Source organism: Candidatus Binataceae bacterium (assembly GCA_035500095.1).
Classification (GTDB): Bacteria; Desulfobacterota; Binatia; order Binatales; family Binataceae; genus JAKAVN01.
In genome coordinates, this window is record DATJXN010000121.1 from 1 (window position 1) to 19,389 (window position 19,389).

At 64.9% G+C, this 19,389-nt stretch carries 27 protein-coding genes; all 27 read right to left on the reverse strand.

Annotated features, from left to right (window positions below; translation table 11 throughout):
* The coding region (secY, locus tag VMI09_12490; GenBank protein ID HTQ25508.1) for a preprotein translocase subunit SecY at nucleotides 1-989 on the reverse strand (989 nt) is incomplete at its 3' end.
* Nucleotides 982-1,461, reverse strand: coding sequence for a 50S ribosomal protein L15 (gene rplO / locus VMI09_12495; protein HTQ25509.1), 480 nt, complete (start codon nucleotides 1,459-1,461; stop codon nucleotides 982-984). The genes rplO and secY, both read right to left, overlap by 8 nt.
* Nucleotides 1,461-1,643 (reverse strand): 50S ribosomal protein L30, encoded by a 183-nt coding sequence (gene rpmD, locus VMI09_12500; protein ID HTQ25510.1) that lies wholly within the window; start codon nucleotides 1,641-1,643, stop codon nucleotides 1,461-1,463. Before rpmD ends, rplO begins: the two co-directional genes overlap by 1 nt.
* A gap of 39 nt (nucleotides 1,644-1,682) precedes the next feature.
* Nucleotides 1,683-2,189: a 30S ribosomal protein S5 gene (gene rpsE / locus VMI09_12505; protein HTQ25511.1), complete on the reverse strand. Its 507-nt coding sequence runs from the start codon at nucleotides 2,187-2,189 to the stop codon at nucleotides 1,683-1,685.
* A gap of 24 nt (nucleotides 2,190-2,213) precedes the next feature.
* Nucleotides 2,214-2,576 (reverse strand): 50S ribosomal protein L18, encoded by a 363-nt coding sequence (gene rplR, locus VMI09_12510; GenBank protein ID HTQ25512.1) that lies wholly within the window; start codon nucleotides 2,574-2,576, stop codon nucleotides 2,214-2,216.
* Nucleotides 2,577-2,600: 24 nt separating this feature from the next.
* Nucleotides 2,601-3,152: a 50S ribosomal protein L6 gene (gene rplF / locus VMI09_12515; GenBank protein HTQ25513.1), complete on the reverse strand. Its 552-nt coding sequence runs from the start codon at nucleotides 3,150-3,152 to the stop codon at nucleotides 2,601-2,603.
* 11 nt (nucleotides 3,153-3,163) lie between these two features.
* The gene (rpsH, locus tag VMI09_12520) at nucleotides 3,164-3,562 is read right to left on the reverse strand and encodes a 30S ribosomal protein S8 (GenBank protein HTQ25514.1); all 399 of its coding nucleotides are present in this window, start codon (nucleotides 3,560-3,562) and stop codon (nucleotides 3,164-3,166) included.
* A gap of 122 nt (nucleotides 3,563-3,684) precedes the next feature.
* Nucleotides 3,685-3,870, reverse strand: coding sequence for a type Z 30S ribosomal protein S14 (locus VMI09_12525; protein ID HTQ25515.1), 186 nt, complete (start codon nucleotides 3,868-3,870; stop codon nucleotides 3,685-3,687).
* Nucleotides 3,871-3,881: 11 nt separating this feature from the next.
* Entirely contained in the window at nucleotides 3,882-4,457 is a 576-nt protein-coding gene (gene rplE / locus VMI09_12530) for a 50S ribosomal protein L5 (protein ID HTQ25516.1), read from the reverse strand.
* Nucleotides 4,458-4,600: 143 nt separating this feature from the next.
* Nucleotides 4,601-4,939 carry a 50S ribosomal protein L24 gene (gene rplX / locus VMI09_12535; GenBank protein ID HTQ25517.1) on the reverse strand — a complete coding sequence of 113 codons (339 nt, stop codon included), beginning with the start codon at nucleotides 4,937-4,939 and terminating at the stop codon, nucleotides 4,601-4,603.
* Entirely contained in the window at nucleotides 4,939-5,307 is a 369-nt protein-coding gene (gene rplN, locus VMI09_12540; protein ID HTQ25518.1) for a 50S ribosomal protein L14, read from the reverse strand. Before rplN ends, rplX begins: the two co-directional genes overlap by 1 nt.
* A gap of 17 nt (nucleotides 5,308-5,324) precedes the next feature.
* The gene (rpsQ, locus tag VMI09_12545) at nucleotides 5,325-5,579 is read right to left on the reverse strand and encodes a 30S ribosomal protein S17 (GenBank protein HTQ25519.1); all 255 of its coding nucleotides are present in this window, start codon (nucleotides 5,577-5,579) and stop codon (nucleotides 5,325-5,327) included.
* The gene (gene rpmC, locus VMI09_12550; GenBank protein ID HTQ25520.1) at nucleotides 5,563-5,817 is read right to left on the reverse strand and encodes a 50S ribosomal protein L29; all 255 of its coding nucleotides are present in this window, start codon (nucleotides 5,815-5,817) and stop codon (nucleotides 5,563-5,565) included. The genes rpsQ and rpmC overlap by 17 nt, the downstream gene beginning before the upstream one ends.
* Nucleotides 5,807-6,232 (reverse strand): 50S ribosomal protein L16, encoded by a 426-nt coding sequence (gene rplP / locus VMI09_12555; protein HTQ25521.1) that lies wholly within the window; start codon nucleotides 6,230-6,232, stop codon nucleotides 5,807-5,809. The genes rpmC and rplP overlap by 11 nt, the downstream gene beginning before the upstream one ends.
* 41 nt (nucleotides 6,233-6,273) lie before the next feature.
* Nucleotides 6,274-6,954 (reverse strand): 30S ribosomal protein S3, encoded by a 681-nt coding sequence (gene rpsC, locus VMI09_12560; protein HTQ25522.1) that lies wholly within the window; start codon nucleotides 6,952-6,954, stop codon nucleotides 6,274-6,276.
* Between the two features lie 6 nt (nucleotides 6,955-6,960).
* The gene (rplV, locus tag VMI09_12565) at nucleotides 6,961-7,290 is read right to left on the reverse strand and encodes a 50S ribosomal protein L22 (GenBank protein HTQ25523.1); all 330 of its coding nucleotides are present in this window, start codon (nucleotides 7,288-7,290) and stop codon (nucleotides 6,961-6,963) included.
* 20 nt (nucleotides 7,291-7,310) lie between these two features.
* On the reverse strand, nucleotides 7,311-7,643 hold the full coding sequence (gene rpsS / locus VMI09_12570) for a 30S ribosomal protein S19 (protein ID HTQ25524.1): 333 nt from the start codon (nucleotides 7,641-7,643) through the stop codon (nucleotides 7,311-7,313).
* Nucleotides 7,644-7,657: 14 nt separating this feature from the next.
* Nucleotides 7,658-8,488 (reverse strand): 50S ribosomal protein L2, encoded by an 831-nt coding sequence (rplB, locus tag VMI09_12575; GenBank protein HTQ25525.1) that lies wholly within the window; start codon nucleotides 8,486-8,488, stop codon nucleotides 7,658-7,660.
* 75 nt (nucleotides 8,489-8,563) lie between these two features.
* Nucleotides 8,564-8,851: a 50S ribosomal protein L23 gene (gene rplW / locus VMI09_12580; protein ID HTQ25526.1), complete on the reverse strand. Its 288-nt coding sequence runs from the start codon at nucleotides 8,849-8,851 to the stop codon at nucleotides 8,564-8,566.
* Nucleotides 8,848-9,525 (reverse strand): 50S ribosomal protein L4, encoded by a 678-nt coding sequence (gene rplD, locus VMI09_12585; GenBank protein HTQ25527.1) that lies wholly within the window; start codon nucleotides 9,523-9,525, stop codon nucleotides 8,848-8,850. The genes rplW and rplD overlap by 4 nt, the downstream gene beginning before the upstream one ends.
* Nucleotides 9,518-10,183 (reverse strand): 50S ribosomal protein L3, encoded by a 666-nt coding sequence (gene rplC, locus VMI09_12590; protein ID HTQ25528.1) that lies wholly within the window; start codon nucleotides 10,181-10,183, stop codon nucleotides 9,518-9,520. The genes rplD and rplC overlap by 8 nt, the downstream gene beginning before the upstream one ends.
* A gap of 6 nt (nucleotides 10,184-10,189) precedes the next feature.
* Nucleotides 10,190-10,498, reverse strand: coding sequence for a 30S ribosomal protein S10 (gene rpsJ / locus VMI09_12595; protein ID HTQ25529.1), 309 nt, complete (start codon nucleotides 10,496-10,498; stop codon nucleotides 10,190-10,192).
* A 132-nt stretch (nucleotides 10,499-10,630) separates the two neighbouring features.
* Nucleotides 10,631-11,830, reverse strand: a complete 1,200-nt coding sequence (tuf, locus tag VMI09_12600) for an elongation factor Tu (GenBank protein HTQ25530.1) — start codon at nucleotides 11,828-11,830, stop codon at nucleotides 10,631-10,633.
* A 42-nt stretch (nucleotides 11,831-11,872) separates the two neighbouring features.
* Entirely contained in the window at nucleotides 11,873-13,966 is a 2,094-nt protein-coding gene (gene fusA, locus VMI09_12605; protein ID HTQ25531.1) for an elongation factor G, read from the reverse strand.
* A gap of 75 nt (nucleotides 13,967-14,041) precedes the next feature.
* On the reverse strand, nucleotides 14,042-14,512 hold the full coding sequence (rpsG, locus tag VMI09_12610; GenBank protein HTQ25532.1) for a 30S ribosomal protein S7: 471 nt from the start codon (nucleotides 14,510-14,512) through the stop codon (nucleotides 14,042-14,044).
* A 9-nt stretch (nucleotides 14,513-14,521) separates the two neighbouring features.
* On the reverse strand, nucleotides 14,522-14,893 hold the full coding sequence (gene rpsL, locus VMI09_12615) for a 30S ribosomal protein S12 (GenBank protein HTQ25533.1): 372 nt from the start codon (nucleotides 14,891-14,893) through the stop codon (nucleotides 14,522-14,524).
* A gap of 208 nt (nucleotides 14,894-15,101) precedes the next feature.
* Nucleotides 15,102-19,373, reverse strand: coding sequence for a DNA-directed RNA polymerase subunit beta' (rpoC, locus tag VMI09_12620; protein HTQ25534.1), 4,272 nt, complete (start codon nucleotides 19,371-19,373; stop codon nucleotides 15,102-15,104).
* Between the last annotated feature and the right edge of the window lie 16 nt (nucleotides 19,374-19,389).

Here is a 19,389-nt window from a genome sequence, read left to right on the forward strand (position 1 = left end):
GTATAGAAATACGAGAAGAAGACGATCAGTCCCGCGTACATCGCCATATACAAGGGCTGACCATGCGCGAGCTGGCCACTGATCCAGCTTACCCACCCAGGCGCGTTGGCGCCCCCGGAAAAACCGGCGATGGTGGCCGGCACCAGCAGAATGGAGCTGGCGAAGATCGGCGGGATCACGCCCGAAGTGTTGATCTTCAGCGGCATATGGGTCGAGTCGCCACCGAACATGCGCGTGCCGACCTGGCGCTTCGGATACTGGATGACGATGCGGCGCTGCGCCCGCTCCATGAACACGATGAAGGCGATCACCGCCACCGCGATCAGGATGAAGGCCAGGATGAACACCGGCGACAGCGCGCCGGTGCGGCCGAGTTCGAGGGTCGCGGCAAGCGCGTGCGGCAGGTTGGCGACGATCCCGGCCATGATGATCAGCGAGATGCCGTTGCCGATGCCCCGTTCGGTTACCTGCTCGCCGATCCACATCACGAACAGCGAGCCTGCGGTAACTGTCAGCACCGTGATGATGCGGAAGCTCCAGCCCGGAGCGTAAACCACCGATCCGCCGCCCGGCGCCTGGATGTGCTCGAGCGACACCGCGATCATGAAGCCTTGTACCACCGAGAGCAGGACGGTTCCGTAGCGCGTGTACTGGCTGATCTTGCGCCGCCCCGCCTCGCCCTCCTTGTACAGTTCGTCGAGGTAGGGCCACGCGACCTTCAGCAGGTCGAGGATGATCGCGACCGAGATGTACGGCATGATCCCTAGCGCGAAAACCGAAAAGCGCTCGAGTGCGCCGCCCGAGAACAGGTTGACCCATCCGAACAGCGTGCTCGATGCCGCGTCGAAAAATGCCGCAAGCGCCTGGCCATCGATACCTGGCGTGGGCACGGCAACGCCGGCACGGTACACGACCAGCATCATGGCCGTGAACCACAGCCGCCGGCGCAGCTCGGGGATGCGCGAGGCGTTTGAGAACCCTTCAAGCATTAAGCTTCGGGTTATCCTCGATTAACTCCGCCATACCTCCGGCCGCCGCGATCTTCTCTTTCGCGCTCGAGGAAAACGCATGCGCACGGATCGTCATCCGTCCCGCGAGCGTCCCGTCGCCGAGCACCTTGACCTTGTCCGCGGCGCGGATTATTCCGCGCGCAGCCATCAGCGCCGGATCGACCGTCTCGACGCCCAACTCGGCCAGCCGCTTGAGGTTGACCACCACGAATTCTTCACGCCGATCCTCGGCCTTCTGCAGGCGGCGAAATCCGCGCTTGGGCACTCGCCGCCGAAGCGGCATCTGGCCGCCTTCGTAACCCGGCGGCGTATTGCCGCCCGAGCGCGAACCCTTTCCCTTGTGACCGCGGCCCGCGGTCTTACCGCTGCCGGAACCGATTCCGCGGCCCACCCGCGCATGGCGGCGCTTGGAGCCCGGGGATGGCTTGAGCGTACCTAAATCCACAGCCATTACTTTTTCACTTCGGCGACCAGGTGCACCACCCGGCGCAGCATGCCCTCGACCGCCGGGGTCCGCACGAGTTCGCTCTCGCTACCCACGCGGCGAAGCCCCAGCCCCTTGAGCGTCTGGCGCACGCGGTCCTTGGTCCCGATCGGACTGCGCACCAGCTTAATTCTGATCGACTCCGTCATTCGCGTGCGTTTCTCCCTGGTCTAGCCCCGTTACCCGTTTCAGGCCGCGGCCGGGCGCTTCGGCCCGCTTTCGCGCGTGCGCAAAATGTCCTGCGGGCTGCGCAGCTCGGCGAGCGCCTCGAGCGTTGCCTTCACCAGGTTGTGCGGGTTCGACGAACCCAGTCGCTTGGTGAGAATATTGCGTATCCCGGCCAGTTCCACCACGGCGCGCACGCCGCCCGCCGCGATCACGCCCGTGCCTTCGGAGGCCGGTTTGAGAATCACCTTGCCCGCACCGAAGCGGCCGAGCACCTCGTGCGGAATCGTTCCTTCGCGCAGCGGCACCCGCATCAGATTCTTCTTCGCTCGCTCGACGCCCTTGCGGATCGCCTCGGGCACTTCGTTGGCCTTGCCGAGACCGAATCCCACCAGGCCGTTTTGATCGCCGGCCACCACCAACGCGCTGAAACTGAAGCGCCGGCCACCCTTGACGACCTTGGCCACCCGGTTGATATGGACGACCTTTTCCTTGATATCGAGCCCTTGCGTTTCTATCCGCTGTGCCACGATGCTCCCGTTTGCCCGGCGTCCTTAGAACTTGAGTCCGGCTTCGCGCGCCGCGTCGGCCAGTGCTTTCACCCGGCCGTGATAGAGAAAGCCGTTACGATCGAAGATGACCTGGCTGATTCCCGTGCTGAGACAGCGCTCGGCGATCGTCTTGCCGATCACCTTGGCGGCCTGCACGTTGCGCTGGCTCTTGAGCCCCTCGCGCAGCTCGGCGCTGAGCGTCGAGGCGGCCGCAAGCGTCCGGCCCGATTCGTCGGACACCACCTGCGCGTAAATATGGTTGAGCGAACGGTAAACCGAGAGCCGCGGCCGCTGGTCGCTGCCCCGTACCTGGCGCCGCACGCGCCGGCGCCGCTCCATCCGCTTTGCAAATCGCTCCGCAGCCATCTCTTTTGATCCGCTCCCGCGGGACTAGCCCGCCGCCGCTCCGGCCGCAGCCTTGCCGGCCTTGCGGCGAATCTTCTCGGTGGCGTACTTGATCCCCTTGCCCTTGTACGGCTCGGGCGGCCTCAGTTCGCGCACCTCGGCAGCAACCGATCCAATCAACTGCCGATCCGCACTTTCCAGCGTGATCAACACCTGCCGATCGACCTTGGCGGTCACGCCAGGCGGCAGCTGGTACACGACCGGATGCGAGTAGCCGAGCGAAAGGTGAATATTGCTGCCGCGAACCTCGGCCCGATAGCCGACGCCGTTGATCTCGAGCTGCCGGGTGAAGCCCTTGCCCACGCCCTCCGCCATGTTGGCGACCAGCTTGCGCACGAGCCCGTGCAGCGCGCGTTCCCGTTGCGAATCGCCCGGGCGCTTCACTTCGATCATCGAGTCGCCAATCTCGAGCGCGAAACCCGACGGTATCCTGATTTCGAGCTTGCCCTTGGGACCCTCGACCTTGAGCAGGTCGCCCGCAAGCTGGGCCTTCACGCCCTTTTCCAGGACCACCGGCAATCTGCCTATGCGCGACACGGTGCTTCTCCCTACCAGACCCGCAGCAGGATTTCGCCGCCGACCTTCTTGCGCCGCGCCTGGCGATCGGTCATCACCCCGAGCGGCGTCGTCACCACCTGCACGCCCATCCCATGCGGCACGCGCGGCATCGAGTCCGCGCCCGCGTAGCGGCGCAGACTGGGGCGGCTGACGCGCTCGATTCCTCGGATCACCGGCTCGCGCTCGCCCGAGTAGCGCAGCCCCACGAGCAGCTTCTTGTTGGGGATTTCGCCGGCGACCTCGACGCCGCCGAGAAAGCCCTCGGCCGAGAGCGTGCGGCAAATCGCCTCGCGCATGCGCGAGTGGGGGACTTCGACCTGGCTGTAACGCGCGTGCATGGCGTTGCGAATCCGGGTCAGCAACTCAGCGATGGGATCGGTCTGCGACATTAAGCCTGTTTGATCCTTTTATCCGTCGATCCTGCTTTAACTGCGCGCCTGCTTTAACTGCCGGCCTTCTTTAACTGCCGGCCTTGTCCGCCGGCTCCTCAAAACGATCGTCAAGTCCGGCCCTACCAGCTCGCCTTGGTCACGCCCGGCAACGCGCCGCGCAACGCATTCTTGCGCAGGCACAGCCGGCACATCTTGAACCGCCGGTAGAAAGCCCGTGCGCGTCCGCACAGCGGACAGCGGTTGTGCTGGCGGGTCGGGAACTTGGGCTTGCGCTGCGCCTTCACGCGCAGACAGGTTTTCGCCATCGCTTCCTACCTTACGCCGCTCGCGCCGCGGCCTCGCGCTCGAGCGCTCCGCGAAACGGCATGCCCAGTGCGCGGAGCAGGGTGTAACCCTCGAAGTCGCTCCGCGCGGTCGTGTTGATCGTCACCGTCAGTCCCTTGACGCGCTCGACCTTGTCCAGGTTGAGCTCGGGGAAAATCGTATGCTCGCGCAGGCCGAGCGAATAGTTGCCGCGCCCGTCGAAGGCCTTGTCGCTGACGCCGCGAAAGTCGCGCACGCGCGCGAGCGATACGCTCACCAGCCGGTCGAAAAATTCATACATCCGCTCGCGCCGCAAAGTGACCATCACGCCGATCGGCATGCCTTCGCGCAGCTTGAAATTCGAGATCGCCTTGCGCGCCCGCGTGATGACCGGTTTCTGGCCCGTCACCAGCTTGAGCTCCTCGACCGCGGCGTCGAGAATCTTGGCGTTGTCGCGCGCCTCGTTGAGCGCCATGTTGATCACGATCTTCTCGAGCCGCGGCGCACGCATCACGTTCTCGATCTTGAGCTCGCGCATCAGCGCCGGCCGGATCTCCTGCTCGTAGCGCACCCTAAGGCGCGCCGGCACCTTGACCTCGGGCTCGCGCGGCTTGGCCTCGACCCGCGGGCCACCCGCCGCGCCGCCGCCTGCTCCGTCGCCGCCCTTTTTGCCCTGGCGCTCACCCTTGGGCTCTTTCTTCGGCTTCTGCGCCTTGTCCTTTTCGTCCGCCATCACTCGTTACCCAGCGCTTCGCCGCAGCGGCGGCACATGCGCGAGCGTGTCCCGTCGGTCGCGGCCTTGATTCCCACGCGCACCGGCGCGTTGCAGCGCTCGCAGAACACCATCACGTTGGAGATGTCGATCGGCGCTTCCTTCTCGACGATTCCGCCGGGGCTCGCCGCGCCGCGCGGCTTCGAATGGCGCTTGACAACATTAAGCCGTTCGATAATCACTCGGCCGGAGGCCGGGATCACCTTGAGCACCTTGCCGGTCTTGCCCCGCTCGCGCCCGGTGATGACCATCACCATGTCGTTTTTCTTGATCGGATACTTGGCCGCGCCGCGTTCCATCACAGCACCTCCGGCGCCAGCGAAATGATCTTGAGAAAGCGCTTGGCGCGCAGCTCGCGGGCCACGGGGCCGAAAATACGCGTGCCGATCGGCTCGTGCTGCGCGTCGACCAGCACCGCCGAGTTGTCGTCGAAGCGGATGTAACTACCGTCGTTGCGGCTGATCTCCTTGTTGGTGCGCACGATTACGGCGTGCGCGACATCGCCCTTCTTGACCTTGGCGTTGGGGATCGCCTCGCGTATCGCAACCACGATAACGTCGCCCACGGTCGCGTAGCGCCGGCGCGAGCCGCCCAGCACCTTGATGCACATCACCTTGCGCGCGCCCGAATTATCGGCCACGTCCAGCACCGTTCGCATCTGCACCATCTGACGCCTGCGCTCCCCTAACCGGCGGCCCGCGCCAGCACCTTGCTGACGCGCCAGCGCTTGCGTCGCGAAAGCGGCGGCGATTCGATCACCAGCACGCGATCGCCCTCGTGGCACTCGCCCCGTTCGTCATGCGCCATCAGGCGCGTGCGCTGGCGGATCCGTTTGCCGTACAGCGGATGCTGAACCAGCCGGTCCACCCGCACCACCACGGTCTTGGCCGCCTTGGCCGAGACCACGACGCCCACGCGCTGTTTAACTCGCTCTCGCATCGTTCGCCTTTGCCGCCGCAGACCCCGCGGCGCCGGCCGCACCCGCCACCGGTCCGCTCTTTTGCCGCAGCAGAGTCATGATCCGCGCGAGTTCCTTGCGCGCGCGCCGGTAGTTCGACGGATTGTCGAGCTGATTGGTGCGCAGCTTGAGCTTGAGGCGGAAGATCTCTTCGCGCGCCTCGCGCTCCTTGACTCGCAGGTCGCCCGCGTTCATCTGTTTGAGTTCGTCAAGCTCCAAGGCTTTCGCTCTCCCGCTCGATCACGATCGTCTTGATCGGCAGCTTGTGCGACGCGAGCCGCATCGCCTCGTGCGCGGTTGCCCGGTCGACCCCTTCCATCTCGAACAGGATGCGCCCCGGCCGCACCACCGCGGTCCAGCCCTCGGGACCACCCTTGCCCTTGCCCATCCGGGTCTCGGCCGGCTTCTTGGTGAACGGCTTGTCGGGAAAAACCCGAATCCACACGCGCCCGCCGCGCTTGATATGACGGGTGAGCGCGATCCGCGCGGCCTCGAGCGCGCGGGTATCGACGCGGGCGGTCTCGACGCTCTTGAGCCCGTAGTCGCCGAAGGCGAGCTCGAGGCCGCGCGACTCCGCGCCGCGCACCCGGCCCTTCTGGATCTTGCGATACTTAACTTTCTTGGGCTGAAGCATTATGCAGTCCCACTAACACGCTCTTTGCGTCAACCGATCCGTCACTGCTGATGGGCTGCGCTCATGCCCGAACGCCTGAGGTCCTCTTCCTTGCGGGTCAGGACCTCGCCGCGGAAAATCCATACCTTGACGCCGATCTGGCCGTAAGTGGTGCGCGCCTCGGCGAAGCCGTAGGCCACGTCCGCGCGCAGCGTTTGCAGCGGCACGCGTCCTTCGCGATACCACTCCACGCGCGCGATCTCCGCGCCGCCCAGGCGTCCCGCGACGTGCACCTTGACGCCCTGCGCGCCCATCCGCATCGCGCGCAGCACCGCTTCTTTCATCGCGCGGCGAAACGCCACGCGCCGCTCGAGCTGCAGCGCAATATTTTCCGCGACCAGCTGCGGATCGAGGTCGGGACGGCGCACTTCATGGATATTGATGAACGCCTCCTTGCCCTTGATCAGCTTCTGGATGTCGCCCTTGAGCTTGTCGATCTCCGCACCCTTTTTGCCGATCACGATTCCGGGGCGCGCCGTATGAATGTTGATCTTGGCCTTGTTGGCCATGCGCTCGATTTCGATCCGCGAGATGCCGGCGTGGTAGAGGCGGCGCTTGATGAAATCGCGCAGCTTCAGATCTTCGTGCAGCAGCGCGGCGTAGTTGTGCGAGGCGTACCACTTGGAATCCCAGCCTTCGATAATTCCGAGCCGAAGCCCGCGCGGATGCGATTTCTGTCCCATGACTACCTACGAGGCGTTCTCGTCAACCACCACCGTCAGATGGCTGCTGCGCTTTAGGATCGGCGTTGAATGCATATGTGCACGCGCGATCGAACGTTTCCAGGTCGGGCCCGTGTCGGCCGTCGCGCGTTTGACGTACAGCCGGTCTTCGTCGACGTTCTGCTGGTCGCGGGCGTTGGCCACCGCCGCCAGCAGGGTCTTGGACACGACCTTGGCGCCGCGCTTGGGCGTGAACTCGAGCACGGACAGCGCGAGATCGATTTTCTTGCCCACGATAAGCTCGCACACCAGCCTAAGCTTCTGCGGCGAGATACGTACATGACGGGTTCTGGCCACCGATTCCATCGCGAAGCCTCTCAGCCTCCCGTCGCCGCCGGTTTCGCCGCCGACGGCGGAGCAGCCGGGGCGCCCGCGCTCTTGACCTCGCCCTTGCGGTCACCGGCATGGCCATGGAAAGTGCGGGTGGGAGAAAATTCGCCGAGCTTATGGCCGACCATGTTCTCGGTGCAGTAGACCGGGATGAACTTGTGGCCGTTATGCACCGCGAAGGTCAGCCCCACCATGTCCGGCACGATCATCGAGCGGCGCGACCAGGTGCGGATGATCCGCTTGTCGCCCGCGGCGAGCGCGGCCGTGACCTTGCGTTCGAGATGGCCGTCGATGAACGGACCTTTTTTAAGCGATCTCATTTTCCAGCTTCCGCCTAACGCTTGCCCTTGGGCCGGCGGCTCACGATGTAATGATCCGACGGCTTCTTGCCGCGCGTCTTGTAACCCTTGGCCGGCTGTCCCCACGGCGATTGCGGGTGATTCCCCTTTGACCGCCCCTCGCCGCCGCCGTGCGGATGATCGACCGGATTCATCGCCATCCCGCGCACATGCGGGCGTTTGCCCAGATGACGGCTGCGGCCGGCCTTGCCGATCGAAATATTTTCATAGTCCAGGTTGCCGACCTGGCCGATGGTCGCGCGGCACTCGGCCAGCACCATCCGCTGCTCGCCCGAGGGCAGCTTGAGCAGCGCGAACTTGCCTTCCTTGGCCATCAACTGCGCTGAGGCTCCCGCACCGCGCACCATTTGCGCGCCTGCGCCGGGCTTGAGCTCGACCCCGTGCACCAGCGTGCCGAGCGGGATGTTCTTGAGCGCGAGCGCATTGCCCGGCTTGATGTCGGCCTGCGGCCCGGACTCGACCTTGTCGCCCGGCTTGAGCCCTTCGGGTGCCAGGATGTAGCGTTTGTCGCCGTCGGCGTAGTGCAGCAGGGCGATATTGGCCGAGCGGTTGGGATCGTATTCCAGCGCCGCAACGATCGCCGCTACGCCATCGCGGTCGCGCTTGAAATCGATAATCCGCAGACGGCGCTTGTGGCCACCGCCGCGATGGCGCGAAGTCATCCGCCCGCGATTGTTGCGGCCGCCCGAGTGTTTGAGCGGCGCGAGCAGACGCTTCTCGGGCGCCTTGGCGGTAAGGTCGGAAAAGTCCGCCAGCTGCATGAAGCGCTGCCCCGGCGTCCTCGGATTGAGCTGTATTACCGCCATCGCAAAATCACCCGATTACCAAATCAGCCGGACTGCCCGATCAAAACCGTTCGTCAAAAGTCACCGCGCAAAATCCTAGACGCCCTCGAAGAACTCGATCTTGTCGCCTTCCTTGAGCGTCACGTAAGCCTTCTTCCAGTCCGCGCGCGCGCCCACGATCCGGCCGCGCCGGCTCTTCTTGCCGAGCATCTTGAGCGTCCGCACCTTGAGCACGGTCACCTTGAACATGCGCTCGACCACCTCGCGAATCGCGTCCTTGCTCGCCTCCGGGCGCACGCGGAACACGACCTGGTTGCCCTGCTCGTTGACCGCCGTGCCCTTCTCGGTGATGAGCGGCGCGAGAATCAGGCTCTCCGTGCTCATCGCGCCTCTCCCCCAAGCCGCGCCTCGACCGCGCGCGCGACCGGCTCGCTCATCAGCACTTCGTCGTAATTGAGCAGGTCGTAAACATTGAGCCCCGCAAGCTGCAGCACCTTGTGCGCGGCAAGGTTGCGCGCGGCGCGGAGAAAAGTCTCCTCGCCTTCGCCGATCAGGATAAGCGCATGCTTGAGCCCGAGCGCGTCGAGCATCGCCTTGGCCGCCTTGGTCTTGGGCTCGGCCAATTCGAGCGACTGCGCGACCACCAGCTTGCCCTTGGCCGCGCGTTCCGAAAGCGCCAGACAGAGCGCGCGCCGCCACGCCCGCCGCGGCATTTTGTACGAATAGTCGCGCGGCTGCGGCCCGAAGATCGTACCGCCGTGACGCCAGAGCGGCGAGCGAATCGAGCCCGCGCGCGCGCGTCCGGTGCCTTTCTGCCGCCACGGCTTCTTGCCGCCGCCCGAGATGAATCCGCGCGTCTTGGTCGAAGCCGTTCCCGCGCGCCGGTTGGCCATCTGCATTTTGACGGCCTCGTACAGGAGCGACTTGTCGCCGACGCGGCCGAAGACCGCGCCCGCGACTTCGATTTCGCCGACGCGCTCGCGCGCCGCCGAAAAGAGCGGCACCTTCACCGCCTCGGGCGACTTGGCCGCGGCCTCGCGATACTTGCGCTCAGCCATTGGCCGCCTCCGCCTGCCGCACGCGTTCCTTGGCCGAGTGACACACCACGACCATCGCGCCGTCGGCGCCAGGCACCGCGCCTGACACCAGGATCGCGTTGTCGTCGGGCAAAATTTCGAGCACCCGCAGATTCAGCACTGTCGCGCCTTCGTTGCCCAGCTGGCCCGCCATCCTCATCCCCTTGCGCACACGTCCGGGATAAGAACGGTTGCCGATCGAGCCGCCATGGCGAAAGTACTCGTGCGTGCCGCGCGAGCCGGGAAAGCCGGCGAAATGGTGGCGCCGGATAACGCCGGCGTAGCCGCGTCCCTTGGAACTTCCCGAAACGTCGACCCGGTCGCCGGCCTTGAAAACGTCGGCCGCCGCGATGTTCTGCCCGGGCTTGATTTCGCCTTCGCCGCGGCGCGCGAACTCCCCGAGCTTCACTCCGGGGGCGACCTCGGCCTTGGCGTAGTGGCCGCGCAACGGCCCGCTCACGCGCGAAATGCGCCGGCGTCCGAAGCTTACCTGCACCGCGTCATAGCCGTCGGTCGCCGCGGTCTTGATCTGCGTCACCGCGCAGGGGCCGAGCTGGATAACCGTCGCCGCCCGCACTATGCCGGTCGATTCGGTCACCTGGGTCATGCCCAGCTTTCTTCCGATGAGTCCGCTCAGCATGGCGCGCTACTCGAGTTTGATTTCCACGTCGACGCCCGCGGCGAGGTCGAGCTTGCCGAGCGCGTCGATGGTTTGCTGGGTCGGTTCAAGCACGTCGAGCAGCCGCTTGTGCGTGCGAATCTCGAAGTGCTCGCGCGACTTCTTGTCCACGTGCGGCGAGCGGTTGACGGTAAAGCGCTCGATCCGCGTGGGCAGCGGGATCGGTCCCGCCACGCGCCCGCCGGTGCGCCGGATCGTGTCCACGATCTCGCGCACCGACTGGTCGAGTAGCCGGTAGTCGTACGCCTTAAGGCGTATGCGGATCTTTTCGTTCATCCTCTAAGCCAGATTCCCAAGAGCCGCCCTTACCGGTACTCGCACGCTCTCCAATTCCCGTCTCATCGCCCTTTACGCTCTCCGCTTCAAGAGCCCTTACTTCAGAACCTTCTCTTACTTCAGAACCCTCTTCTACTTCAGAACCTTGGAAACCACGCCCGCACCGACGGTGCGACCGCCCTCACGGATGGCGAAGCGCAGCCCCTCGTCCATTGCAACCGGCGTAATCAGTTCGCCCGTAATCTTGATGTTATCGCCGGGCATCACCATCTCCGTCCCCTCGGGCAGGTTGAGCACGCCCGTGACGTCGGTGGTGCGGAAATAGAACTGTGGCCGGTAGCCGGTGAAGAACGGCGTATGCCGTCCGCCCTCTTCCTTGGTCAGGATGTAGGCCTCGGCCTCGAAATTGGTGTGCGGCGTGATGCTCGCCGGCTTGGCCAAGACCTGCCCGCGCTCGATCTCCTCGCGCTTGGTGCCGCGCAGGAGCACGCCGATATTGTCGCCGGCCTGGCCCTCGTCGAGAATCTTGCGGAACATCTCGACCCCGGTGACCACGGTCTTGGTGGTGTCGCGGAAGCCGACGATTTCCACTTCCTCGCCGACCTTGATCTTGCCGCGCTCGACGCGTCCGGTGACCACGGTGCCGCGGCCGGAGATCGAGAACACGTCCTCGACCGGCATCAGGAAGGGCTTGTCGATCTCGCGCTTGGGCTGCGGGATGTAGCTGTCGACCGCCGCCATCAGGTCGAGGATCGGCTTGCAATTGGCGCAGTCGTCCTTGCCACAGCCGCAGTTGAGCGCCTTAAGGGCGCTGCCGCGGATGACCGGGATATCATCGCCTGGAAATTCGTACTTTTTCAGCAGGTCGCGCACTTCGAGCTCGACCAGGTCGAGCAGCTCGGGGTCGTCGACCATGTCGACCTTGTTCATGAAGACCACGATCGAAGGCACGCCGACCTGGCGGGCGAGCAGGATATGTTCGCGCGTCTGCGGCATCGGACCGTCGTTGGCGCCAACCACCAGGATCGCGCCGTCCATCTGCGCCGCGCCGGTGATCATGTTCTTGATGTAGTCGGCGTGGCCCGGGCAATCGACGTGCGCGTAGTGGCGATTGGGAGTCTCGTACTCGACGTGCGCGATCGCGATCGTGATGCCGCGTTCGCGCTCCTCGGGCGCCTTGTCGATCTGATCGAAGGCGATGAACTGGGCAAGTTTCTTCGCAGCGAGCACTTTGGTGATCGCCGCGGTCAGCGTGGTTTTGCCGTGGTCGATATGGCCGATCGTGCCCACGTTCGCGTGCGGCTTGGTTCGTTCGAATTTAGCCTTGCCCATGATTCGTCCTCCGGTTTGGACCCTCCCTTGCTGCGGATTCGCTCAGGCCCGAGCGCGTTCGGCGTTCTCGCCGCTGCGCTCCATCAACTCCAGGTATATGTTCTGCGGCACCGGTTCGTAGGCGCCGAACTGCATCGTGTAGGTCGCCCGCCCCTGCGTCATCGAGCGCAGGCGGGTCGCGTAACCGAACATCGTGGCGAGCGGCACGCGGGCTTCGACCACCTGGGCGCCGGCGCGGTTCTCCATGTTGAGAATCTTGCCGCGGCGCCCGTTGAGATCGCCGATGACCTCGCCCATGAACTCCTGCGGCATCACCACTTCGACTTCCATCACCGGCTCGAGCAGCACCGCATCGGCCCTGCCGGCGGCCTCGCGAAAGCCCATCGAAGCCGCAATCTTGAACGCAAGTTCCGAGGAGTCGACCTCGTGGTACTTGCCGTCGAGCAGCGATACCCGCACGTCCACCATCGGGTAACCAGCCAGCACGCCGGTCTCCATCGCCTCCTTCACGCCGTCTTCGATCGACGGGATGAAGTTGCGCGGAATCGCGCCGCCCTTGGTTGAATCGACGAACTCGAATCCGCCACCCTTCTCGAGCGGCTCGATCCGCAGATCGACCACGCCGAACTGACCGTGGCCCCCGCTCTGACGCACGAAGCGGCCCTCGGCCTCCGCGGGCTTGCGGATGGTTTCGCGGTAGGCGACCTGCGGCTTGCCCACGTTGGCGTCGACCTTGAATTCGCGCAGCAGGCGGTCGACGATGATCTCGAGGTGCAGCTCGCCCATCCCGGCGATCAGCGTTTGGCTGGTCTCGCGGTTGACGCTCACGCGGAAGGACGGGTCCTCGCGCGCGAGCTTGGAGAGCGACTCGCCCAGGCGATCCTGGTCGGCCTTGGTCTTGGGCTCGATCGCGATCTGGATGACCGGATCGGGAAATTCGATCGACTCGAGCACGATCGGATGCGCCGGGTCGCAAAGCGTGTCGCCGGTGGTGGTATCGCGCAGGCCCACGGCGCAGATGTCGCCGGCGAAAACCTCGGAAATCTCTTCGCGCTTATTGGCGTGCATCTTGACCAGCCGCCCGATTCGCTCGCGCTTGAGCTTGGTCGAGTTGAGCACCGACGATCCGCTCTCCAGCCGTCCCGAGTACACGCGCAAAAAGGTCAGCGTGCCGATGTAGGGATCGGTCATGATCTTGAATGCGAGCGCGCTGAACGGCGCGTCGTCGCGCGGCCAGCGCTCTTCCATCTTGTCGCCGACCTTGCCCATCACCGGCGGAACGTCGAGCGGGGAGGGCAGATAGTCGACCACCGCGTCGAGCATCAGCTGCACGCCCTTGTTGCGGAAGGCCGAACCCATCAGCACCGGGATCGCTTCGATATTGAGCGTGGCCACGCGGATCGCCTTGCGCAACTGCTCGGCCGACGGCTCTTCCTTGCCCTCGAGGAACATTTCCATGATCCGCTCGTCGTGATCGGCGAGCGTTTCGATCATCTTCTCACGCCAACCGCGCGCGCTCTCCTTGAGATCGGCCGGGATCTCCTCGAGCCTATAGTTGGCGCCGAGGCGATCCTCGTCCCACACGAGCGCGCGCTGCTCGATCAGATCGACGACGCCCGTGAACTTGTCCTCGGCGCCGATCGGCAGCTGGAGCACCAGCGGCTTGGCCTTGAGTTTGTCGCGAATCTCTCCGACCACGCGCTCGAAGTCGGCGCCGATGCGGTCCATCTTGTTGATGAACGCGATGCGCGGAACGCGATACTTGTCGGCCTGACGCCAGACGGTCTCGGATTGCGGCTCGACTCCGCCGACCGCGCAGAACACGGCGACCGCGCCGTCGAGCACGCGCAGGCTGCGCTCGACCTCGATCGTGAAATCGACGTGGCCGGGCGTGTCGATGATGTTGATCCTATGGTCGCGCCAGAAACAGGTGGTCGCCGCCGAAGTGATGGTGATGCCGCGCTCCTGCTCCTGCACCATCCAGTCCATCGTGGCCGTGCCTTCGTGCACTTCACCGATCTTGTAGTTGATCCCGGTGTAGTACAGCACCCGCTCGGTCGTGGTGGTCTTGCCGGCGTCGATGTGCGCCATGATGCCGATATTGCGCACGTCTTCTATGGGAGTTTCACGCGCCATTTTACTGCTGCTACTTCTTGCTGCTTCCGCCGTTACCGACGCGGCCGCTTCCGCCTGCGCTCCGCTTCCCGACGCCTACCAGCGATAATGGGCGAAGGCCTTGTTGGCCTCGGCCATCCGATGCGTATCCTCGCGCTTCTTGACCGCGCCGCCGCGATTGGCCGCCGCTTCCAGAATCTCGACCGCCAGCCGCTCTTCCATCGACTTCTCGCCGCGCGCGCGCGCCGCCGTCACCAGCCAGCGCATCGCGAGCGAATTGCGCCTCACCGGGCGCACTTCGACCGGCACCTGGTAGTTGGCGCCGCCCACCCGCCGCGACCGCACTTCGACCGCCGGCCGGATATTGTCGAGCGCGCGCTTGAACACCACGAGCCCGTCCTCCTTGGAGCGCTCGGCAATCGTATCGAGCGCGCGATAGAGAATCTGCTCGGCGAGCGACTTCTTTCCCTGCACCATCACCACGTTCACGAACTTGGCGAGCGTGCGATCGTGGAACTTTGGGTCCGGGGTTACTTCCCGGACGCGGGCCTGACCCTTGCGTGACATGGCTTTGTACTATTTCGGCTTTTTCGAGCCGTATTTGGAGCGGCCCTTGCGCCGTTCTTGCACGCCGATCGAATCCAGCGTGCCGCGGATTACGTGATATCGCACCCCGGGCAGATCCTTGACGCGGCCGCCGCGGATCAGCACCACCGAGTGCTCCTGCAGATTGTGCCCGACTCCCGGAATGTAGGTGTTGACCTCGTAGCCGTTGGAGAGCCGCACGCGCGCGACCTTGCGCAGCGCCGAGTTGGGCTTCTTGGGCGTCGTGGTCTTGACCTGCGTGCACACGCCGCGCTTTTGCGGCGAGCCCTGCAGGGCCGGCGCGCTCATCTTGTAGCGCTTCTTGATCCGCGCCTGGCGAATAAGCTGGTTGATGGTCGGCACGTCGTCTCTCGGGACTGCGTTCCCGCCGGGCGGCGTCCCTCACCCCCGGCTCGCATGAACTCTTCTACGGAAAAAACCCGGCCCGAAGCGTCCTCCGCGCCGGCCCAGCCCGTCCAAACAGACGGGAGGTCGCTCTTCAAACAAACCCCCCAAGGGCGGACTCGCCCTTGGGGTGAACACATTTATTTAAATCATACAGGCCCTGCTGTCAATCTCCGGCCGCCGCGGTAGCCTCCACCAGATCGGCCTTTTCCGCCTCCTCTCCGGGCGGCAGCGCCTCGGCCACGACTTCGACCCGGTTATAGGTCGGCAAGCCCGTCCCGGCCGGGATAAGCCGGCCCATAATGACGTTCTCTTTGAGCCCGACGAGCCGATCCACCTTGCCGTTAATCGCCGCCTCGGTCAGCACCCGCGTGGTCTCCTGGAACGAGGCCGCCGAGATGAAGCTTTCGGTCGAGAGCGACGCCTTGGTGATGCCTAAAAGGAGCGGCTCGGCGATCGCCGGCTCGCCGCCCTTGGTCAGGACACGCGCGTTCTCCTCGTCGAAGCGCCACTTCTCGGTCTGATCGCCGACCAGAAAGTCGGTGTCGCCGACCTCCTTGATCCGCACCCGGCGGAGCATCTGGCGCACGATGACCTCGATATGTTTGTCGTTGATGCGCACGCCCTGGAGCCGGTAGATCTCCTGGATTTCGTCGACCAGGTACTTGGCGAGCGCCTTCTCGCCGAGGATGGTCAGGATGTCGTGCGGATTGGACGACCCTTCCATCAGCGGCTCGCCGGCGCGGACCATGTCGCCCTCGTGCACGCCGATATGCTTGCCCTTGGCGATCAGATATTCGCGCGGCTCGCCGACTTCGGGCGTGACCACGACCTTGCGCTTGCCCTTGGTGTCCTTGCCGAAGGAGACCTGGCCGTCGATTTCCGAGATGACCGCGAACTCCTTGGGCTTGCGCGCCTCGAACAGTTCAGCGACGCGCGGCAATCCGCCCGTGATGTCCTTGGTCTTGGTCGTCTCCCGCGGGATCTTGGCGATCACGTCGCCCGCGTGCACCGTCGTGCCTTCGGCCGTGTTGATGTAGGAGCCGACCGGCAGATAGTAGCGCGCGAACTGCTCGCTCGCCGGAAGCCGCGAGGTCTTGCCGCTCTCGTCCTTGATCGAGATGCGCGGCCGCACGTCGAGGTCCTTGGCGGCTTCGACGATGACGTTGGAGCGCGCGCCGGTGCGCTCGTCCACCCGCTCCTCCATCGTCTTGCCCTCGATGATATCGCCGTACTTAATCGTGCCGTCGACCTCGGTGATGATCGGCGTAGTGTACGGATCCCACTCCGCGATGAGCTCGCCGCCCTTGACCCGTTCGCCGTCGGCCTTGCGCAGCTTGGCCCCGTAAACCAGCGGGTAGCGCTCGCGTTCGCGCTCGCGCACGGCGTTCGACTCGCCCGCCGTGACCTGGGTGACGATCGCGACCTCGCCGTGGCGCGACATCACGATCAGGCTGCCGTCGCGGCTCGGCACGGTCTTGACGTTGTGCAGGCGCACGATACCTTCGTTGCGCGCCTCCAGAGTGGTCTGTTCGGCGCGCCGGCTGGCGGTGCCGCCGATATGGAACGTGCGCATCGTCAGCTGCGTGCCCGGCTCGCCGATCGACTGCGCAGCCATGATTCCGATCGCCTCGCCCATGTTGACCTGATGCCCGCGGCCGAGGTCGCGCCCGTAGCATTTGACGCAGACGCCCTGGCGCGACTGACAGGTCAGCACCGAGCGGATCTTGACCCGCTCAAGACCGGCCTCCTCGATCGCGGCCACCTTGTCCTCGTCGATCATCTCGTTGGCCCGCACCAGCACGGTGTTGGTGAACGGGTCGTGGATTTCCTCCAGCGCCACCCGTCCGAGCACCCGGTCGCCAAGCCCCTCGATAACCTCGCCCCCTTCGACGAGCGGCGTCATCTCGATTCCGTCGAGCGTGCCGCAGTCGTCCTCGGTGATGATCGAATCCTGGGCGACGTCGACCAGGCGGCGCGTGAGATAGCCCGAGTTGGCGGTCTTGAGCGCCGTGTCGGCGAGGCCTTTTCGCGCGCCGTGGGTCGAGATGAAGTATTGCAGCACGGTCAGGCCTTCGCGGAAGTTGGCCGTGATCGGAGTTTCGATGATCTCGCCCGACGGCTTGGCCATCAGGCCGCGCAGCCCGGCGAGCTGGCGAATCTGCTGCTCGGAACCGCGCGCGCCCGAATCGGCCATGATGAAGATCGGGTTGAACGACGGTCCGCGCTCCTCCTTCTCCTTGCCCTCGCGATCCTTGCCGCGGAACACCTCGGTCGCCAACCCCTTGAGCACGGCCGAGCCAATCTCGTCCTGCACCTCGGCCCAAATGTCGACAACCTTGTTGTAGCGCTCGCCGTCGGTGATGACGCCGTTGTTGTATTGCTTCTGGATCTCGCTTACGTCCTTCTGCGCCTTATCCAGCAGCTCGGCCTTCTTAGCCGGGATCGTCATGTCCTTAATCGAAATCGAAATCCCGGCGCGGGTTGCGAAATCGAAGCCGACGTCCTTCAGGCGGTCGGCGAAGATGACGGTCGCCTTATTGCCGGCCCGGCGGTAAGTCAGATCGATCAGGTTGCCGAGCTCCCTCTTCTTCATCGTCTTGTTGACTTCGGAGAACGGCACCACCGGCGGCACGATCTCGTAGAGCAGCACGCGGCCCACCGTGGTCTCGACCCGTTCATAGTTGGCCGCGTCCGAGGAGTGCGCTATCGACGGCCCCGCGCCGCGCCGGTGTTCGTCCTCTTCGTCCATCGGCTGCGCCGCCATCATCCGCACCACCGGCATCCGCACCGTGATGCGCGCGTGGAGGTCGACTTCGCCGTGGTCGTAGGCGATACGGACCTCGGCCGGGCTCGCGAAGCGCTTGCCCTCGCCGCGGGCGAGCGGCCGCTCGCGCGTCATGTAGTAGAGCCCGAGCACCATGTCCTGGGTGGGCACGATGATCGGCTTGCCGCTGGCGGGCGAGAGGATATTGTTGGTCGACATCATCAGCGCGCGCGACTCGACCTGCGCCTCGATCGAGAGCGGCACGTGCACCGCCATCTGGTCGCCATCGAAGTCCGCGTTGTAGGCGACGCAGACCAGCGGATGAAGCTGGATCGCCTTGCCCTCGATCAGCACCGGCTCGAAGGCCTGGATGCCGAGCCGATGGAGCGTCGGGGCGCGGTTGAGCAGCACCGGATGCTCGCGGATTACGTCATCGAGGATATCCCAGACGTCCTTGCCTTCTTTCTCGACCATCTTCTTGGCGCTCTTGATGGTCGTGACGTAGCCCTTCTCCTCGAGCTTGGAATAGATAAACGGCTTGAACAGCTCGAGCGCCATCTTCTTGGGCAATCCGCACTGATGGAGCCTGAGCTCGGGGCCGACCACGATGACCGAGCGGCCCGAATAGTCCACCCGCTTGCCGAGCAGGTTCTGCCGAAAGCGTCCGGACTTGCCCTTGAGCATGTCGCTCAGCGATTTCAGCGGCCGCTTGGCCGGTCCCGTGATCGCGCGCCCGCGCCGGCCGTTGTCGAACAGCGCGTCGACCGCCTCCTGCAGCATGCGCTTTTCGTTGCGCACGATGATGTCGGGTGCGCTCAGCTCGATAAGCCGCTTCAGCCGATTGTTGCGATTGATCACGCGCCGGTAGAGATCGTTCAGGTCGGAGGTCGCGAAGCGGCCGCCGTCGAGCGGCACCAGCGGGCGCAGATCGGGCGGAATGACCGGCAGGATGGTCAGGATCATCCATTCGGGGCGGTTGCCCGAGTCGCGAAAGGCGTTGACGACCTTGAGCCGTTTGGCCACCTTCTTGCGCCGCGCCTCGCTCGCCGTCGCCTTCATCTCGACGCGCAGATCCTCGGCAAGCTTGTCCAGGTCGAGCCCGGCGAGCAGCGTGCGAATCGCCTCGGCCCCCATCTCGGCCTTGAAGCCGTCGGCGTACTGCTCGCGCGCCTCGCGGTACTTGCGCTCGGTCAGCAGTTCCTTGTGCTGCAGCGGCGTCTCGCCCGGATCGAGCACCACGTAGCTCTCGAAGTAGAGCACCTTCTCGAGCTCCTTGAGCGTCATGTCCACCAGGGTGCCGATGCGCGAGGGGAGCGAGCGCAGAAACCAGATATGCGCGACCGGCGCGGCCAGATCGATATGACCCATCCGCTCGCGCCGCACCTTGGACTGGATAACCTCGACGCCGCACTTCTCGCAGACCACGCCGCGATGCCGCATGCGCTTGTACTTGCCGCAGTTGCACTCGTAGTCCTTGGTCGGACCGAAAATCTTGGCGCAAAAGAGCCCGTCCCGCTCCGGCTTGAAGGTGCGGTAGTTGATCGTCTCCGGCTTCTTGACCTCGCCGTGCGACCACGACCGGATCATCTCGGGCGATGCGATCGCGATGCGGATAGCGTTGAACGCCAGCGGGTTCTTGGGCTTTTCAAAAATTCCGAAAAGGTCTTCCATACCCGATTAACTCCTT